The organism is Gudongella sp. DL1XJH-153, from assembly GCF_049310905.1.
Taxonomy (GTDB): domain Bacteria; phylum Bacillota; class Clostridia; order Tissierellales; family Tissierellaceae; genus Gudongella.
Genome location: NZ_JBMEMN010000028.1, coordinates 1 through 18175, shown reverse-complemented (window position 1 = coordinate 18175; position 18175 = coordinate 1). Strand labels below are relative to the sequence as shown.

The window sequence follows — 18175 nt, the reverse complement described above, 5'->3', positions numbered from 1 at the left end:
TCGAAGTATATAAGTGACGAAACATATACACTTCACAGAAAGGAATGAACCCTCACTGTGTGCATTCGGCAAGAAATCATTTTAGCACATCTTTTAAAAAAGACAGAAACTTATAGAAACATTAAAAAAAAGGGGAAGATATAAAATGAAACTAAATCAAATAGATCCAATTATTTTACTTATAGTCAACCTGATTTTTACTGTTATAAGTTCTGTGTACATAATATCTACAAATTATTATCAGTTAAACGGTGTTGAAAAATTACTTGTCGGCTACTTTATTATCATATCAGGTATCTATTTTATTGGTCTCAAATTGGTAAATAACAAAAATACAAAAAGCAAAATGCGAGTTGGAAAGGGCCTTTATCACGCTAGTATTACGATGAATATTATTGCGATAGTTGGTTATATTACTTACTTCTTAGCAGGAGATATCTTTATTGGGTATGATTTTCAGTTAGGACTTTTGATTACGGTACTAACTCCAGTCATTGCCCTTGTATCAGGAATCACTACATATATTGTTAGTTTTCTAAAAAGTAAAAAGGAATAATTAGGAATGATTAAAGAAGGGGTTGAGTCGAGATACGTTATAATTTGAACATTTTAAACTCCACTATTTTACATATTATAAATAAAACTTTTATTAATGCTAATTATTATTACAAGTATACAGAAAGAGACACCAATATTACTAATTAGAAAGGTGATGGGTGTGCTCATTGCTATAATCGCTAGTGGGCAAGCATTGGGTCAGATTTCTTAGGATGGGTAATTGAGAGATTTGCTACCAATCTTCCCGAAGTCATTATAGTAGTAGCTTTAATTACAATTGAAATTAGTATAAACGCAAGAAGAGAATTTAGAAAGCCACAGAGTCAGCCAGAACAAATGATTGTTTAATTGAAATTTTTGGAGATTGATATTGATATGTACCCACACACTACCATTTCTAGATAATCAGTAAAAAACCGGTTAATATGTTCCCGCATATGTCGGGTACAAAAATTGACTTCTGACATTATACCATCAACTCAAGGCACATTGAGATTTTCAAAAGTGAAAATGGAGGGATAGGAAATGAGTATCTACACAGGTCACAGTATGTTTTGTTAAATTGTATAAGACTTATGTGATACCGCACGTGAAAACCGTCTGTCTGCTTACAAGAAAATAAATGTATAAGCCCTTGAAAATTTCGTACTTAAGCTGTTTTCAAGGGTTTGTTTATTTTTTATGGCGGATAAAATGATAGATTTTGGGTGTGTTTTAAGGGAATATGGTTTAGATGCTGAATTGAGCTAACCTTTGTAAGTGTAGTTTTGCTTTCATGGTTCAATCGTTTAGCAAAAGTATAATTCGATTATACGTAGTATTAATAATTGTTTTGAAAAGGAAAATAGCAATACACTCGATGCCAAAGGAGAGATAATGCTTACAATACTATCATCGCTCGCCCAGGATGAAAGCAGGTCCATCAGCGAGAAATCCACATGTGGAATTAGAAGACATTTTGAAAACGGACAATTCAAGATCAGCACTAAGCGATTTCTAGGCTATTCCAATCAAATTAAAGTTAATCCCGGTTTACATTGATAAAAATTAGATAATATCTTATAATTTTAGATAAGATATTATGCAAATATTTAAGTAGCCTCGGGTGCATATACGAGGGTTTTATTTAGGAAAATCAATAATAAAGCAGATAAAAGGGAGATAATTACATGAACAAGATTAAAAAAATTGGTGCTATCGCATTAATTTGCTGTTTAGCATTTGTTATTATAAGTTTTATTTCATCTACAAACTTATATGGGAAATGGTATTTATATAATGGGAGCGATATAAATACAGATTCTAATATATCAAAACAATTAAATCCGAAGGATTATATAGAAATTTCAAAAGGAACTATGAAGACGTTTAGCAGTGATGGTAAAAATGGAGTTGCTGGACTTAGGATTAGAGGAAGCAAAGTATATAGTGGTGATGCAATATTTAAATATAGAATAACTAAAATTGGAGAGCATAAAATTTTAGTTTTAGAATTAATAGGATATAAATTTGGTCATACAAAATATCCTATTAAAAATTCTGAGAAATACACATATGCACTTGATAAAAATATTAATTTTGAATAATAAAAATGTCATTTAGTATTAATGAACAATTTTCTAGAAAGACGAATTAAGGGAATCCCATAAGGGGTTCCCTTAAAAACACTATAATATCAACAAATAGAGTGATTATTAAGTAAGGGGAGGAATGATAATGAAGAAAAAATATTGTATAATTTCAAATATTACTCTTCTATTGTGGTATTTTTTAGCTATGACTGGGGTTTACTTTGGAAATAAATATTTGGTTACGAGTTCTTATAAAGATGAATGGTTATTTATGATTATTCCATTGATTATATTTATAATATTTATCATTAAAGAAAAATTAGGGAAATACATTCTATTATCATGGCTATCTATGTGGTTTATTATTCAGTTTTTAAGTCATGAATGGTACACAATATTTGGAAGTGGTTTTATGGGAACAAAAGAAGGAAAAATTGAATATTTTAAGGATGCAATAAAGTTTATTAATTCAGAGACAATGTATATCCCAGATGTGTATCATATTATTCTGCATATTCTTATAATTGTTGCGATTGTTACGACAGCGATTTATTGTTTTAATAAAAACACAGCGAGATGAATTCCGATTAGTCCAAGATACCTAACATATCATATTATATATCCAATTCTATTTAGAATGCTTTATGCATGTGGACTTAGAATTAATGATGATTACAACAGCTCTCCTGTATACTGTCAGTTTAGAAAATTTATGGCCTTGATATGAGACTAAAAGCGTCATCATCACAACCAATATCGAATTTGACAGATGGAAAGGATTCCTGATTAATGAAAAGCTTATAGATGCAATAGTTGACAGGCTTGTACACCATTCACATATGTTGATATTTTCATGAAAAAGCTATCGTATGGAAAATTCGTTGATGAAGTGATCCTGGTTGGTACTGGTAATTGTATTTTTGATTGCCAAAAACATATATAAGTAACTAATGCAATTTTGGTTTTATATCCAAAATAAACAATATTATTTGCTTTGATAAAGTGTTAAAGGGTAAAAAAAACAATAGAATTAATTCAATTATCATGAATAAAAAAGATAAGAACAAGAGTAAAAATCAAAATTGTTTTTATAATCAATATATGGGAGGGTTGCCAATGAATCGGCGGTTGAAACTTAAACGAAGAGTAATATTTTTACTAGCTTGTCTATTAATCTTTTGGTCCCTAGGCAGCGTGTGGGCTGATGAATTATTTGATGAAAAAGGCGATATAAACATGGAGGTTTTTGAACGAGACTGGATTAAATATTCTGATTTTGATGATAATATTCCAATTGAATCTAGGAGTTATGAAGTTCAACAAGCAATTAAATTGGATAATGAAATTGAGAAAATTGGTAGTGAAATCCTTTATCTCGAACTAATTTTAGAGATGGAACGAAAATCCAGATTAGAGGAAATAGAGTATAAAAGAGCTTTGGTAAATAGACATCGTGGCAATATTGTTAAATCACTTATACGAATGGCATATTTTACTTATGATACGGCTAAATCAGCTGCGGATGTTGCAAAATCAGGTGCTGAGAATATATTAGAAGCTGCATCGAATATTGAAGTTTTAGGCGAAATGATTGGTTTAGTCGATCATTTTAACCCAAATGACCATACCGAATCTGAAAAAGTAATACGAACGGGTGGTATAACATTATTAAGTAGTGGACTTGACTTTGAAGAGACCGCTGAAGCGATGGTTGATGAAATTATTCCTGATATTAAATTATCAGATGAAGCTGATAGTGTTAAATTATCTGAGGAAGATATTGATAAACTTGCCGCAGCTCATTTGAAAAACAGGCAACTAGATATCTCCATAGCAGAAAGTTACAGTGTATGTAATGATATGCGTAAAGAAGTCAAAAATTTAGAAATAACTATGATGAGCTTATTTGATGAACGGGAAAAATTTAATCAAGCTGAAAAAGATCGTGTATATGATATGCTTAAAAATTCAAATAAAGATCAATCTAACTCGAATAATAGCAATGCGGATAAGGCTAATTTTGATCCTATAGAAATATTTCCAGCAGAAATAAATGTTCCCGAATTAGAAGGTTTAGGCTATGAAATTACTAAAAATGATCCCGATATTTTAAACCATGATACTTTAAGGGCATCCTATGAAGTAAATTATAGTGCTATTAAAGAATACCCTAATTCTGAGAATATTGTTGAAATGAAGAGTAGCGTCAGGTTTGAGTTTGTTTATATAAATCCGAGTCATGAAAGTTATGACTTTAATTCCTCATCTGATTATGACTTAAAAAAGGCCATGACTGATATTGATATTATAAAATCTAGTTATAGTGGAAATAACGAGAAAGGATTTTCGCAAATTGAAAACTCAAACACAAATAAGAAGATTAATGTGAAATATGTATACCAAACTTACCCCCAAAAACCAGAATATGATTTTTCAAGAGGTGTTTATCTTGAATTAGATGAACCCTATGTTGTATATATCCATATTGGCGGAGGGACCTATGAAAGTGAATATGCTACGATATTAGGTGCTTTACAACAATATGCAGAAACATTGAAAGAAAGCGTAAAAGAGAGTGTCACTATAAAGTGAAGGAGGAGTAACAATGCGCAAGTCAATGATATTCATTTGTTTTATTGTATTACTCATAAGCTTTGTAGGATGCGGGAAAGATAAGTCCTTTGAAGTTGTTGATGAGGCTTCCCAAATTAAATCGAATTCTGAGGGTGTTGACTTTGAAGGATCCGTAAGTTTTGATGGAGAAACAGTTCCGTTTAATCGAGTATATGATGATGTAAATAACGAAAAAGATTTTAAAGAAAGAAGAATGTATTACAAAGATGAGCAACTTCAATTTGTAAGTTGGGATAAGAATAATGATGGTATGAAGGATTTCTGGATTCGAATGGTAGATGGTGAATATGCTGATTTGCAGATGGAAGATACAGACTTTGATGGTAAGGTTGATATAGTTACAAAGTTTGACTCTAAAGGTAGAATTATCCAGTAAAAATGTAAGCGCATGTTCTAGTACACATATTTATAGCAGTCCAGACATGATAAAATCATCTCACAACTAAAGAGGTGATTTTTTATTCATAATAATCCATTCAAAGCAAGAATTGTTGGAAGAGCGGAAGATTATAAATGGAGTAGCTACAGGAAATACATAAGCAGTGATAACAAAGCAAGAGGGCAACAGTTTAAATTTGTGCTTAGCCTCTTAAACAATAGTATAGAGGAGTTTAAGAACTTTCATATGATTGAAGATAGTAATGAGTATCTTTAAATAATAGAAGATCTTGAAAAAATTAGAGAAGAAAAGGCTCAGGAAATTATTGCTGAATGTTGTGTAAAACATGAATTGTTTTATGTAGAACAAATGAGAATTAATAAAAGCTTAAGAAATGAATTGATAGCGAAGTTAATATCTAGAAGTGGGCTTTCATACAGGTCAATTTCTCGTTTGCTGGAGATGCCATATAGTACCATTCGAGAAGTAGGGAAGAGCATATTCTCAACCAAACAGAACTGGCACGGACCCTCTTAAGTTTACCATTTAGGGACGGTAAGATATACTTAACTTAGGAGGTGTTTCTCTTGAATAAAAAATACTCTGATGAATTTAAATTAGCTGTTATCAAAGACTATTACGATAGTCCTCTTGGAGTTAGAGCAATAGCGATGAAATATAACTTACCATCAAAGAACCATATAACCAACTGGGAACAACAACTAATCAATAAAGGACTTCTACCTCCAGACTCAACAAAGCCTGTCAAAGCTGTAGCAAGGTCCAAGGAGTCCGTTGTACACAAAGATGACCGAACTCCTCGCGAAAAGGAATATGAAGAAGAAATCGAGGTTATAAAAGCCCGTGTAGAGTATCTTGAAAGTCTTAAATCTCTAAAACCTTATCTTAAAAAAAAAGAATCAAAGAAACCAAATACGAAGTGATCCTTAAACTAGAATATAAATACCCGATATGGCTACTCTGTGAAGTAGCTGGTGTAAGCAAAGCTGCGTATCATAAGTACAAAAGAAAACCCTCAAAACCAAACAAGACAAAATATTTGATTGAAGAATTAATAGTTCTCATACACAAAAAATCAGGTCGACGTAAAGGATACCGATCAATTAAATATGATCTGAAAAACAAGTATGAACTTATCGTAAATCATAAAAAAATCCTTAGAATAATGAGAGAAAAAGGCATTTATTCTATACTGACAAAGAAACCAAAAAGACCCAAGGAACAACACATAATAAAGGAAGATCTTTTAAAGAGAGATTTTTCTGTATCCGTACCTGGTAAAAAGTACGTGACTGATATAACATATATACCAACCAGAAGAAAAATGATTTATCTTTGCACAGTAATTGACTTATACAATAATGAGCCTGTCGCTTGGAATATCAGTGATACACAGGATAAATTTCTAAGCATTGACACAATCAAGTTGCTATCAAAAAAAGTAGATCTAGCTAACAGCATTATTCATAGCGATCAGGGAGTTCATTACACCAGCAAAAAATACGTTGAGCTCCTAAAAGATCTTGATATTCAACAAAGTATGTCAAGAAAGGGTAACTGCTGGGATAATGCAAAAGCTGAAAGTTTCTTTGGCCACTACAAGTCTGAAACAGTTCATCTAGTAAAAAGAAGGCTCAAGGATATTCATGAAGTCAACTCAATAACAGAGGAATTTATGGATTATTATATTTATGACCGTCCTCAAAAAAGACTTAATGGGTATACTCCAAGTCTATATAAATCACTTAATAATCCTTCATAAAAATTCGAAAATAAACCGTACCCAAATAGTAAACCTTTAAGGTAGTATGCCAAACCGTCCCCAATGATTCTGTCAAACCGTCCCCAATGATTTACCCAATGATTCTTATAGTCAAAAAACAAATTAAAAAATAAAGATTGAAACGATATTGGAGGATGCGAGAAATGCAAAAACTTTTTCTCAATGATTACGCTAAAACTGTGAAATACCCATTGATTCGTGTGATTGGAATCTGGCTAGTATTGATTGGATCCGTTATTACTTTAGCAACTCTAGTTGGTGGTAGATTTGAATTAAACCCTTTTGTTTTTATGGGTGGATATGGAATAAGTCTTTATATCACAGAGCTTAATCCATATGTGAAGAGAAAATACTCTCTTAAGGGCGAATTGAATGCTCTACAGAAAAGAATGTCTAAGTATGGTGATATCTCACTGTTTCCGTTAATGTTTATTATGGGTGGCTCATTTATCCCTAGCGGTGATTGGCGCATGGTATGGCTGGGCACTTTGATAGCTACAGGGATTCATTTTCTTCTATTCATTCCTGTTCATGGTAGAGTTATGCTACATCTTAGTGTGATGTGCACAATTTGGCCAATCACAGGTATGTTTTTTAAAGAAGTACCGTTTCTGTTTTTTGGTGTTGTAGATGGATTGGTTAAAATTGGTTTTGGAGTATACCTATTTCTTAGATATGATGCTTATTTGACAAAAAGAGCTTTTGTTGATGAGGGATAAGATGATTATAAAAATACTGAGTTTGATTTAAATGTTTTTAGGAGGAGTATCTTATTTTTGCCGATACTCAGAGAGTTCAGCTTAATCATATCATGTGAGGAGAAAAGATTATGATAATAAGATATTTGGTAATTTTAATTGTTTCCTTATTGGTGGATTCGTTTTGGCATATTTTCATAGCTCCCAAGTTATTTCGAGAACAAATTGGTCATCTTATGGCAAATAAAACAAAAATATATGCGGGAGTTTTCTTTTATTTGATAAATGCTGCAGCTATATTGGCATTTGTAATAAATCCATCGGTTGAAAAGCAAAATATAATACATGCGCTAGGATATGGTGGATTTTTAGGTTTTGCCATGTATGCTACCTATAACTTTACCAATCTTGCACTACTTAAAAATTGGCCTATAAAGCTAACGCTCCTCGATCTGGCGTGGGGAACCTTTTCCACAGCAACAACTTCAATTATATCCTTTGCACTAATTCACTATATTTAGTTTGTCCCAGATATATTCTAGCACCAGGGGTCATCCACCTACCAGTCAGAATGAATAGTAAAAAAGCACTTATAAGGATATGGTAATGATAAATAGGGTATAGTTTGATTGTAGACATTTATATTGATGTTTGATAAAAATGTAGGTAAAGAGCTTGCAAAAGGCGTAGCCAAGGCTGCTAAGAATAGTGGAGTGTCCAGAATATAGGGAGGGTGATACTGTGGAGTACGTAATTAAAGAAGCCAAGGATTTTTACAAAGTGATAAAACTTAAGGAATTCAGAAAAACTGAGGGAGTGACCTTTGATGTTATGGTCCAATCAATGATTCCAAAGATTGATGCTCTCGACAGGGTTATTCACCAAAAAGGAGCCATTTCTCCAGGGAAGGTAGGTTCGGTTGAAAAGGCATGGTACATGCATACCCATCAGGAGGATAATTTATTTGTCCTTCATGGAGTAAGATACGTAGAGCTTTATAAGCCAGAGCATGGTGAAATTGAAAGGTTCACTATTACACCTGACTATATTGAACACAATGGAGAAAGGATCCTGGAAGGTGGGGGGCTAGTAACCTGGACTACACATGTATTTCATAGGATAACCAGTGGAGACCATGGATCCGCTTCCATAAACCTGGCAACACACCTTGAAGGATATGATGTAAAGACAAACTTCAACATTTACGACCTAAATGTGGAAACAGGAGACTATAAATTAATAAGAGAAGGCTATAAGGATCAAAAGTAGATAGTGATGATTAATCAGGAGTATGAAAAATAGTGATTTAAAATGATTCATATTATTGCTTTCCGTCAATCAGGAGAAAGAGTCTCTGATTGGCGGTTTTTCTCATTTAATTGACTAAAGATGTTGATGTATATATAATACTATTTAACAATGTTGTTGATATAGATAGGAGTAGACAACATGAGTGATGCTAATGAGCTGTTGGAAGAAAAAATCAGAGAAACTGAAAATCTAAATGAAGGTGAAGTCTTTTTCGGTAATGATCTGCTCAAGTTTTATATGTGGAACAGAATACCAATAAAGAGTGACTAATTTTCTAAAAAGAAGGTGAAATCTTGAAACAAAAAGTTTTAATTATAGATGACGATATAGAACTTTGTGATCTTGTTAAAAAGTACCTTGAAACAGAAGGGTATGAAGTAACCACCAAACATAATGGAACGGATGGTCTTATGGAAGGATTAACTAATTCATTTCAGCTTGTTGTACTTGATGTTATGCTTCCCCAGAAAAATGGTTTTGATGTACTTGCCGATCTACGAAAAAAAAGCGGCGTGCCAGTGCTTATGCTTACTGCAAAAGACAGTGAAATCGATAAAGTTTTGGGACTACGGCTAGGTGCGGATGACTACCTTACAAAACCCTTTAGTATGAATGAGTTTATTGCAAGAGTGCAGTCGATTATCCGTCGATATACTGCTTTAGGTGGAGAGAGTGTGGCTGTATCTGCATCCATGCTGACTTTTGACAATCTTTCAATCACACCTGCATCAAGACAGGTTATAGTCTCCGAAGCACCTGTTGAACTTACAGCAAAAGAGTTTGATTTGCTATATTTTCTTGCGGACAACAACGGTATGGTCTTTACTAAAAAGCAGATATATAGAGCTGTATGGAAAGATGAGTACGCATTTGATGATAACAATATTATGGTGCATATTCGTAGGCTGCGAAAGAAAATAGAGCCTAATCCAGAACAGCCACAGTTCATCCAGACAGTATGGGGCGTTGGTTACAAATTTGATGGAAGCAACAGCATATGAACATGTTTATTATAATTATGTTAGGTCTGATTTGTAGCATATGCATATTTATTCTTGTCATTCAGAGAAAACAACTAGATCAAATACTTGAAGTACTTGAAGCAGCTAAAAATGGAGAAAACAGAAAGGTATTTATTAAAGATAACGGAATTGTTTCGAAAATAGCTTTTGAAATCAATGGTTTGATTTCTATTCACAATCAAGAATTATCGGAACAGAAAAGATTAGAGCAGGTAAACAAAGAACTGCTCACAAGCCTTTCTCATGATGTAAGAACACCCATAACGTCTTTACTTGGTTATTTGGATGCAATTGAAAGCGGTATTGTATCTGGCGATGAAAGAGACAAATATATTCAAATTGCTAGAAAAAAAGCTTATGACTTAAGGAGACTTGTTGACTCACTCTTTGACTGGTTTAAAATAGATTCCAAAGAGTTGATACTGATTTTGAATGATACTGATATTTGTGAATTGACCAAAGAAATAGTTATTGATTGGTTACCTGCATTAGAGCAAAAGGGAATAACACCTAAGATAGAAATTCCAGATGATGAATGGATTGTAGAACTTGACATTTCTGCATATAAGCGAATAGTATCAAACCTTATTCAAAATGCATTAGAGCACAGCAGTTGCAATCATATAAATGTTGTCTTAAAAAAGAATGACGGGATAATTAGCATAGTAGTAAAAGATGATGGGATTGGTATAGCTAAAGATAAACTGCCCCATATTTTTGAACGATTATATAAAGGGGATATGTCAAGAAGTAGACAAAGCAGTGGTCTTGGACTTTCTATTGTCAAAGAGCTTACGAAGATGCATGGGGGTAGGATAATCGCAAAAAGTGAACTAGCTGAATATACAGAATTTAATATTGAACTACCGATATATAAGAGATGATTCGTTTTTCATCTCTTTATTTTATTAAGTAAGGAAAAAGCAAGATTTGCGCAAGGCTGATGTCAGCATTACCAGTTATAATAAGTATAATAGGGAGGTCATGCAGATGATTGAATATGCAATTAAAACAACCAAGCTAACAAAGTGGTTTGGTGAGCAAATAGGTGTGGACTCTGTGAATATGAATGTTCCATCAGGAAAAATTTATGGATTGCTCGGTAGAAATGGTGCAGGTAAAACCACAATTATGCGTATGCTATTAAATCTTGCCTCACCCACAAGTGGAGAAATTTCATTGTTAGGGGAGGATTATCATAAAAAAACAAAAGATGTTTATCATCGTATAGGTTCAATGATTGAAACTCCTGGGTTTTATGAAAACCTAACAGGCAAGGAGAATTTAGAAATCTTTGCGCGTTTAAGAGGACAGCACAAAAAAAATAGTGTACAGAATGCGCTTGAAATTGTAGGTCTAGAAAAGGAAACAAAAAAAACCTTTGGGCACTATTCTCTTGGTATGAAACAGCGACTTGGTATAGCAGCGGCAATTATGCATGAACCAGAGATGCTGATTTTAGATGAACCTACTAATGGACTCGATCCTCTAGGTATACAAGAGATGCGAAAGTATCTTGAAATACTTTGCAGTGAAAAAGGCGTGACAATACTTATTTCAAGTCATATTTTAAGCGAAATTGAGCAAATTGCAGATATTATCGGAGTAATGCATGAAGGCAGGCTTATTGAAGAAGTAGCCATGCAGGAGCTTCTTGATCGCAATAGGCAGTATCTCGAGTTTGTAGTATCGGATGAAAACAAAGCGTGTCTTTTGCTTGAGCAAAATTTTGCGATTACTGATTACAGTGTACATGAAAATGGAAGTATACGTATATATTCCAACTTTGAGATGAGTTCAACCTTCAATAGATGTTTTGTAGAAAATGACATTTCAATATCAAAAATCGATGTCAGCAAGGAAAAACTGGAGACTTATTTTTCACATTTGATTGGGGGTGGGGGACTTGGTTAATTTACTTTTTTGTGAATTTTTTAAGCTAAAACGTTCAAAGATGTTCTTGATAAGTATTTTAGGTGCAATGGTGGCACCGATTATGGTTTTTGCAGGTTTGATAAAAGTTAAAATTACCGAGCCCGAAAAGGTTATTACTTATTGGGAGATGTTGGGACAGACAAATTTATATATGCTTCTTTTATTTGGAATTATTGTTTACGGAGTTATAGCTGCCTATCTTTTCAGCCGTGAATATAGTGAAAATACTTTGAAATCGATACTTACCGTTCCTGTTTCAAAAGAAGCTTTTTTAGTAGCAAAATTCCTAATGCTTTTTGTATGGATGCTGATTTTAACAATGGTGGCATGGGCATCCACTCTGGGTTTAAGTATTGTTGGCAATGCTGCAGAATTTAGTGGTGCTGTTATTATGCAGTCACTTAAAGAGTATTTTTTGGGAGTTTTATTATTATATTTAACAATGTCCCCTTTTGTGTTCATTACACTCTGGCAAAAAAATTTAGTTACACCAATTATCTCCGTTGCGACAGTTGTTCTTGGCAATGTTGCACTAGCTAATGAAGATTTAGCGGTATTGTTTCCTTGGTCAGCACCTTATTTGATTGCAAGTGGAGTCATTAAAGAATTGTCCTATTCAATAGAAGCTGCACTAGTTATTGTATTCGTTGTTTTTTTTATCGGGATCGTTGCAAGTTTTGTATACTTTAAAAGACAGGATGTCAAATAGGAGGACTTATGGGTGATGTGGAGGATAGAATATGCAAATATTAATTGCTGTAGGAATATTGATTTTAGTGTATGTAATTATAATATTAGAAAAGAAAATTAGTTCTAAAAGAATACGTATTAAAATAAAAGAAGAGTTTGGGAAGAAACCTGAAACAAGAAAGTGCAGTTTCGAAAAAATTGAATATCATTGGAAAGAATATACAAAGACAATACCAGATGATGAAAAGATAGATGACATAACATGGAATGACTTAGATATGAATAATGTATATTGTAGAATTAATAATTGCAGCTCCTTTGTAGGTGAACAAATATTATATTCTAAACTTCATTGTCTACCTAAAAATGATTTATATAGAGAATTACTTGAGAAAAAAATTTCTTTTTTTGCATTCAATGATAGGGAAAGAGAACAAACACAATTCTTGCTATCTAGTTTAGGAAAAGACGATAGAGACTTTTACTTGCCTAGATTTATAGCCAATTTAGATACATATAGAATTTCAGGCATATGGAGATACCAAACAATGAGATTATTACAGATACTATTAGGATTATCGCTTCTTCTAGCAGTTATTTCACAAGAACTAATATTTCTTTTTTTGCTGGGGGGAATATTTCTAAATAATCTTGTAATTTATGCTATAGGTAAGAATAAATTTGAGGTAAATCTTGATATGGTTGATAGTATTATTGGGGTTATAGGTGTTGGCAACACAATTGCTAATACAAAGAAGTTATCATATGAGAATAGATTTTCAGACCTAATGAAAGTCGTTATCCCATTCAAGAGTTTATGGAATTCAATGAGCATTGTTCAAATAAGAAAAAATGCTGTATACTCTGGAGATATTGTAGCAATAATATATGATTATATAATAGGTGCAACTTTATGGGATTTCGTCAAATATGATCAAATGATAAGTAAATTGATGAGTAATCAAAATGAGTTTATGGAGTTATATCAAGTGATTGGTGAAATAGACACGGCAATATCTATAGCTTCATTTCGAGAGAGTCTCCCTCTATTTTGCAGGCCTTCATTTAGTAAAGAAAATGTTTTAAAGATGAAGCAAATATTTCATCCATTAATTGATGAGCCAGTTTGTAATACGATTGAGTTAGATAATAGTTGTATTATTACCGGTTCAAATGCATCAGGCAAATCAACTTATATAAAGGCTGTTGCAATAAATGTAATTCTTGGGCAAAACATACATACATGTATGGCTGATGAAATCACTTTACCATATGCAAAGGTTATTACTTCAATGGCTGTACGTGATGATTTAATGGCTAAAGAAAGTTATTATATTAAAGAAATCAAGTACTTAAAGAGAATTGTTGAAAATTTAAGCGAAGAAAGATTAGTTATTTGTATAATTGATGAGATATTAAGGGGAACCAATACTGAGGAAAGGATTGCTGCTTCCGCTTCAATATTGAAGTATTTACATAATAAGAATTGTATTTCCATTGTTGCATCTCATGATATTGAGTTAACAGAAGTTTTAGATGATTTATATGACAACTATTATTTTACTGAACAAATGGAAGATAAAGATATTATTTTTGACTATAAAATATATAGAGGAGTATCAAATTCAAAAAACGCAATTAAGCTTCTACACCATGAAAGATTTCCCTATGAGATAATTGAAGAAGCACAAAAAAATGTTCATATGAGAAGTATAAAGTAAGGAACATTGTTCTGTATGTTCCTTAAATTAATAGTTCATCTAGCTTACTTTTAAAAACCGCAGCTAAAGCGATACGGTGAACCATATAATACATGAGTATTGATAATTGATTTAGCACTTCATTTTTTTGTATTGTATCGTAATCGTAGAAAATGACGCATCAGTTGAAAAGTAATAAATGGATTTATGTTAGGGCTAGGGGGATTAATAATGGAGATTTTGATTCGTGTTTTATTGGCTATATTTTGCATTATCATTTCGATTGCAGTTCATGAATTAGGGCATATCTTGGTGGGATTAAAGGAAGGATTTAAATTCTATTTATTTGTAGCTGGACCATTTGGTCTTAAAAGAGATGAAAATGATAAAATAATATTTTATATTGAAAAGGATGTTTCTTTATGAGGAGGACTAGGGGCTACAATTCCAACAAATGATAATGTTGATAATTACAAGAAGTTTGGTCGTATCCTATTAGGTGGTCCTTTGACATCATTATTCTGCGGAGCCATATTGTTGTCATTGGGAATAATCGAAAAAAACATATTTTCCTTGCTTGGTGCTATACCCTTATCTATGGGGATAGTCAGCTTAATACCTCTAAGAAATGGAGCGTTTTATACAGATGGTGGGAGATGGCTAAGAATGAACAAGAATGAGAAGACAAAAGCAATTGAAATCGCAATTTGGAATTTAACGCAGAATGCAATTATTCAAGGCAACTATGCAAAAGCAAATTTTGATGAAATAATGATTTTGATAAATGATAAAGATATACGAACAAAATATTTAGGACACTATTATGCATATTGGTTTTATAAGGACAACAAAAACAGTTTAAATATGGAGAAAGAAAAAGCAGAGTTAGAAAGATTGAAAGGGAAAGTACCAAAACAAATGGTCACTATGTTTAGTGTCGATTGATTGATTAGAGGAAATAGTGTAAGTGTTAATTAAAGTTAGGATACAATGATCTTTTAATACGTAATATTAATAAAACTAGGGCTGAGTACCGCTTTATGAGGATCGTTATGTTAATTATTGCAGTAAATCTCTTATTAAGGCCTCTAATAATTATTTTCAATATTATCTGGCTCAATAAAGTTGTTATGGTAATTTGGATTGTTTTAGTAATATATGTACTTATAAGGGAGAAGATTAGGCTTTAACTAACTTCACATCCTCTTTCCAATGTGCATTTGATGAATTAGACCATATAATAGCAAGAAATAGAAGGGAGTAAGGTGATGAAAGAAAAGATTGTTGAGAAGTACAAAGAAAGTATCCGTGATGGGCGAGGAACATTATTGACTATATTTATAAATATAGTTTTATTTATCGCTTTAAATACAATTCCCAGTCTTAGAGAGGAATTATTGATGAGTTATGAGATATCCATGATACTAGAAAAACCTTGGACGTTAATTACTGTATTTTTTTCCCATGAAGTGTACTTTCATATAATTTTTAACATGGCTTTATTTTTCTTCTTTGGTTTAGAATTAGAGAAGATTACAAATACTAAAACAGTAATAAGCATTTATCTGGTAGCAGGACTGCTTGGTAGTCTAACATTTCTACTTACTAGATCAATGATTCAACCGAGAGGACTTATAGCGGGTGCTTCCGCAGCAGTTTTTGGGATAGTTAGTGCATATGCAATATTAAGACCTAATGCTGTATTGTTAAGATCAAAAGCTAAGCTATGGGTATGGGCGTTATTTATATTTAGTATGCTTTCAGCAACTTTACATCCACAATCATTGGGTAGTGATGTTGCCCATATTACAGGAGTTGCAGTAGGACTAATTTGTGGTCATGGGCTTAAAAACAAAGAAGTTAAAGAGTCTAAATGATAGAAAGTTATGAAGAGATTTATTTTAAAGACGAATTAGATAATTTTATTACCTGCTTTTATTTTTTTAAATCATGAAAGAATAATCATGCTCACTGATTGCGTGTTATAATTTTAATCTAAGCAAGATGTAAATTTTGTTTAGTGTAACATCACTTGAGAGCTTCAGCATTTTATGTTTCCAGGTTTTATTATAATTGTTGCGTGATAAAAGAAATAAATTATGGGTGTATTCTTTAAAGGATATTCATTCAAAAAATGATGATTTGTTAGGTAAATTTCAATATGGTACAATATTTGTAAGTTTGTCGTAGGATCATAAAAAATTATGAAATAAATTATAAAAATTGGAGGGGAAACAATGAAACTGATCTCATGGAATATCGATTCATTAAATGCAGCACTAACAAGTAATTCAGCACGTGCCTTATTGTCTAAAGATGTACTGAATACGATTATAGACCATAATCCTGAAGTTATTGCCTTACAGGAAACAAAGCTACCAAGTAATGGTCCTACAAAAAAGCACTTGGAAATCATGAAGGATATGTTTCCAGATTATGAAATTGCTTGGAATAGTTCAGCTGAACCAGCCCGTAAAGGTTATGCAGGTACAATGTTCTTATACAAGAAGAATATGAAACCAACTGTTACCCATCCGATAATTGATGCGCCAAGTACTATGGACTCTGAGGGCCGAATCATCACATTGGAGTTTGATGATTTCTTTCTGACACAAGTGTATACGCCTAATGCAGGGGATGGTTTGAATCGCTTGGAAGAACGTCAGATTTGGGATAATAAATATGCTGATTATCTTGCAGAGTTGGATAAAGTCAAATATGTTATTGCAACGGGTGATTTCAACGTAGCCCATAGAGAGATAGATTTGGCACATCCTAGCAACAATCGAAATTCAGCTGGATTTACTGATGAAGAACGTCAAGGCTTCACAAATCTTTTGGCAAAGGGCTTTACTGATACATTTAGATATGTGCACGGTGATGTAACAGATGCCTATACTTGGTGGGCGCAGCGAGCTAAAACCAGTAAAATCAACAATTCAGGCTGGAGAATTGATTATTGGTTGGTTAGTGATCGTGTCGCAGATAAGGTTATCAGATCTGAAATGATGGATTCAGGTCCAAGACAAGACCACACACCAATATTGCTTGAAATTGATTTGTAGTATATATCTGATTTGCGCACAATCAAAAAGGACAAAATAGATGTGATGCAATTTTATTGAAATAGATCAAGTGATGATTCTAAATATAAAAAACGGGAGATAGAAAAATGTTTGTATTCAGAAGATCGACAATAAAAGATATTGATGCTATTGAGCAGATTGCCAATGATGGCAAAGAACTACTGAAAAGTAATGGAATCAATCAATGGCAGATAGGAACATATCCAGATCGGGAACTCTTTATGCAGGATATTGAAGAGGGTATCGGATATGTTGTTTCTGAGGAAGAAGTGGTGGTTGCAATATGTGCCGTGACCTTTACAGAAGAAATTTCTTATCGGCTGCTTACCTTAGGAAGTTGGAAAACAGCTGATAACGAAGTTTATGCAACGGTACACAGGGCTGCTGTAGCTCGGAAACATCAGGGCAAAAATATAACAAAATTTTTATTCGATTCTGTTGCAAAGCTTGCGGCTGAAGAAGGCGCAGTGAGTGTAAGGGTAGACACGCATCCTGATAATGCAGCAATGAACAGGTCACTTCAGAAGGCAGGTTTTGAGAAGTGCGGAGAATTCTATATTCAGGAGGGTGACGAAGCCGGACAACTGAGATATGGTTATGAGCAAGTAATCTCATAAAAAATCTATAAGAGCTTTTTAAAAGACGAATTTCTCTGATAGTCTTGACATATTTGAAACAAAATAAAAGCAATAGGGCGCTTCCTATTGCTTTTATCAGTGCGCCCGGCATGGGTGCAATCTAACGGGTGAAAGTCCCCAGTGCGGGTTGATAGTGCCAAGCACATAGC

At 33.0% G+C, this 18175-nt stretch carries 22 protein-coding genes and 1 pseudogene; all 23 read left to right on the top strand.

What is annotated here, in order from left to right:
• The first annotated feature begins 145 nt into the window (after positions 1 to 145).
• On the top strand, positions 146 to 556 hold the full coding sequence (locus tag ACOEN1_RS10565) for a hypothetical protein (protein ID WP_422486865.1): 411 nt from the start codon (positions 146 to 148) through the stop codon (positions 554 to 556).
• 878 nt (positions 557 to 1434) lie between these two features.
• A complete protein-coding gene (locus tag ACOEN1_RS10560; RefSeq protein WP_422486864.1) occupies positions 1435 to 1599 on the top strand; it encodes a hypothetical protein in 165 nt (54 codons plus the stop codon).
• 128 nt (positions 1600 to 1727) lie between these two features.
• Positions 1728 to 2144 (top strand): hypothetical protein, encoded by a 417-nt coding sequence (locus ACOEN1_RS10555; protein WP_422486863.1) that lies wholly within the window; start codon positions 1728 to 1730, stop codon positions 2142 to 2144.
• 130 nt (positions 2145 to 2274) lie between these two features.
• Positions 2275 to 2709 carry a hypothetical protein gene (locus tag ACOEN1_RS10550; protein ID WP_422486862.1) on the top strand — a complete coding sequence of 145 codons (435 nt, stop codon included), beginning with the start codon at positions 2275 to 2277 and terminating at the stop codon, positions 2707 to 2709.
• 154 nt (positions 2710 to 2863) lie between these two features.
• Positions 2864 to 2986 (top strand): annotated as a pseudogene (locus ACOEN1_RS10545) (ATP-binding protein); the annotation flags it as partial.
• 259 nt (positions 2987 to 3245) lie between these two features.
• Positions 3246 to 4721: a hypothetical protein gene (locus ACOEN1_RS10540; protein WP_422486861.1), complete on the top strand. Its 1476-nt coding sequence runs from the start codon at positions 3246 to 3248 to the stop codon at positions 4719 to 4721.
• 13 nt (positions 4722 to 4734) lie between these two features.
• Entirely contained in the window at positions 4735 to 5139 is a 405-nt protein-coding gene (locus tag ACOEN1_RS10535) for a hypothetical protein (protein ID WP_422486860.1), read from the top strand.
• A gap of 590 nt (positions 5140 to 5729) precedes the next feature.
• Positions 5730 to 6086 (top strand): transposase, encoded by a 357-nt coding sequence (locus ACOEN1_RS10530; RefSeq protein WP_422486859.1) that lies wholly within the window; start codon positions 5730 to 5732, stop codon positions 6084 to 6086.
• Complete coding sequence (locus ACOEN1_RS10525; RefSeq protein ID WP_422486858.1) at positions 6083 to 6925, top strand: IS3 family transposase; 843 nt, start codon at positions 6083 to 6085, stop codon at positions 6923 to 6925. Before ACOEN1_RS10530 ends, ACOEN1_RS10525 begins: the two co-directional genes overlap by 4 nt.
• A gap of 164 nt (positions 6926 to 7089) precedes the next feature.
• Complete coding sequence (locus ACOEN1_RS10520) at positions 7090 to 7665, top strand: DUF6609 family protein (protein ID WP_422486857.1); 576 nt, start codon at positions 7090 to 7092, stop codon at positions 7663 to 7665.
• A 110-nt stretch (positions 7666 to 7775) separates the two neighbouring features.
• Positions 7776 to 8165, top strand: a complete 390-nt coding sequence (locus tag ACOEN1_RS10515) for a DUF2177 family protein (RefSeq protein WP_422486856.1) — start codon at positions 7776 to 7778, stop codon at positions 8163 to 8165.
• A 220-nt stretch (positions 8166 to 8385) separates the two neighbouring features.
• Positions 8386 to 8913, top strand: a complete 528-nt coding sequence (locus tag ACOEN1_RS10510) for a hypothetical protein (protein WP_422486855.1) — start codon at positions 8386 to 8388, stop codon at positions 8911 to 8913.
• 180 nt (positions 8914 to 9093) lie between these two features.
• A complete protein-coding gene (locus ACOEN1_RS10505) occupies positions 9094 to 9225 on the top strand; it encodes a hypothetical protein (RefSeq protein WP_422486875.1) in 132 nt (43 codons plus the stop codon).
• A 23-nt stretch (positions 9226 to 9248) separates the two neighbouring features.
• The gene (locus ACOEN1_RS10500) at positions 9249 to 9956 is read left to right on the top strand and encodes a response regulator transcription factor (protein ID WP_422486854.1); all 708 of its coding nucleotides are present in this window, start codon (positions 9249 to 9251) and stop codon (positions 9954 to 9956) included.
• Positions 9953 to 10861 (top strand): sensor histidine kinase, encoded by a 909-nt coding sequence (locus ACOEN1_RS10495; RefSeq protein WP_422486853.1) that lies wholly within the window; start codon positions 9953 to 9955, stop codon positions 10859 to 10861. The genes ACOEN1_RS10500 and ACOEN1_RS10495 overlap by 4 nt, the downstream gene beginning before the upstream one ends.
• Positions 10862 to 10967: 106 nt before the next feature.
• The gene (locus tag ACOEN1_RS10490; protein WP_422486852.1) at positions 10968 to 11891 is read left to right on the top strand and encodes an ABC transporter ATP-binding protein; all 924 of its coding nucleotides are present in this window, start codon (positions 10968 to 10970) and stop codon (positions 11889 to 11891) included.
• Positions 11884 to 12621: an ABC transporter permease gene (locus ACOEN1_RS10485; protein WP_422486851.1), complete on the top strand. Its 738-nt coding sequence runs from the start codon at positions 11884 to 11886 to the stop codon at positions 12619 to 12621. Before ACOEN1_RS10490 ends, ACOEN1_RS10485 begins: the two co-directional genes overlap by 8 nt.
• Before the next feature lie 31 nt (positions 12622 to 12652).
• Positions 12653 to 14323: a MutS-related protein gene (locus tag ACOEN1_RS10480; protein ID WP_422486850.1), complete on the top strand. Its 1671-nt coding sequence runs from the start codon at positions 12653 to 12655 to the stop codon at positions 14321 to 14323.
• Positions 14324 to 14533: 210 nt separating this feature from the next.
• Positions 14534 to 14728, top strand: a complete 195-nt coding sequence (locus ACOEN1_RS10475; RefSeq protein WP_422486849.1) for a hypothetical protein — start codon at positions 14534 to 14536, stop codon at positions 14726 to 14728.
• Between the two features lie 111 nt (positions 14729 to 14839).
• Entirely contained in the window at positions 14840 to 15247 is a 408-nt protein-coding gene (locus ACOEN1_RS10470; RefSeq protein ID WP_422486848.1) for a hypothetical protein, read from the top strand.
• 323 nt (positions 15248 to 15570) lie between these two features.
• Positions 15571 to 16179, top strand: coding sequence for a rhomboid family intramembrane serine protease (locus tag ACOEN1_RS10465; protein ID WP_422486847.1), 609 nt, complete (start codon positions 15571 to 15573; stop codon positions 16177 to 16179).
• A 360-nt stretch (positions 16180 to 16539) separates the two neighbouring features.
• Positions 16540 to 17367 (top strand): exodeoxyribonuclease III, encoded by an 828-nt coding sequence (locus tag ACOEN1_RS10460; protein ID WP_422486846.1) that lies wholly within the window; start codon positions 16540 to 16542, stop codon positions 17365 to 17367.
• A 107-nt stretch (positions 17368 to 17474) separates the two neighbouring features.
• Entirely contained in the window at positions 17475 to 18005 is a 531-nt protein-coding gene (locus tag ACOEN1_RS10455) for a GNAT family N-acetyltransferase (RefSeq protein WP_422486845.1), read from the top strand.
• Positions 18006 to 18175: the final 170 nt, after the last annotated feature.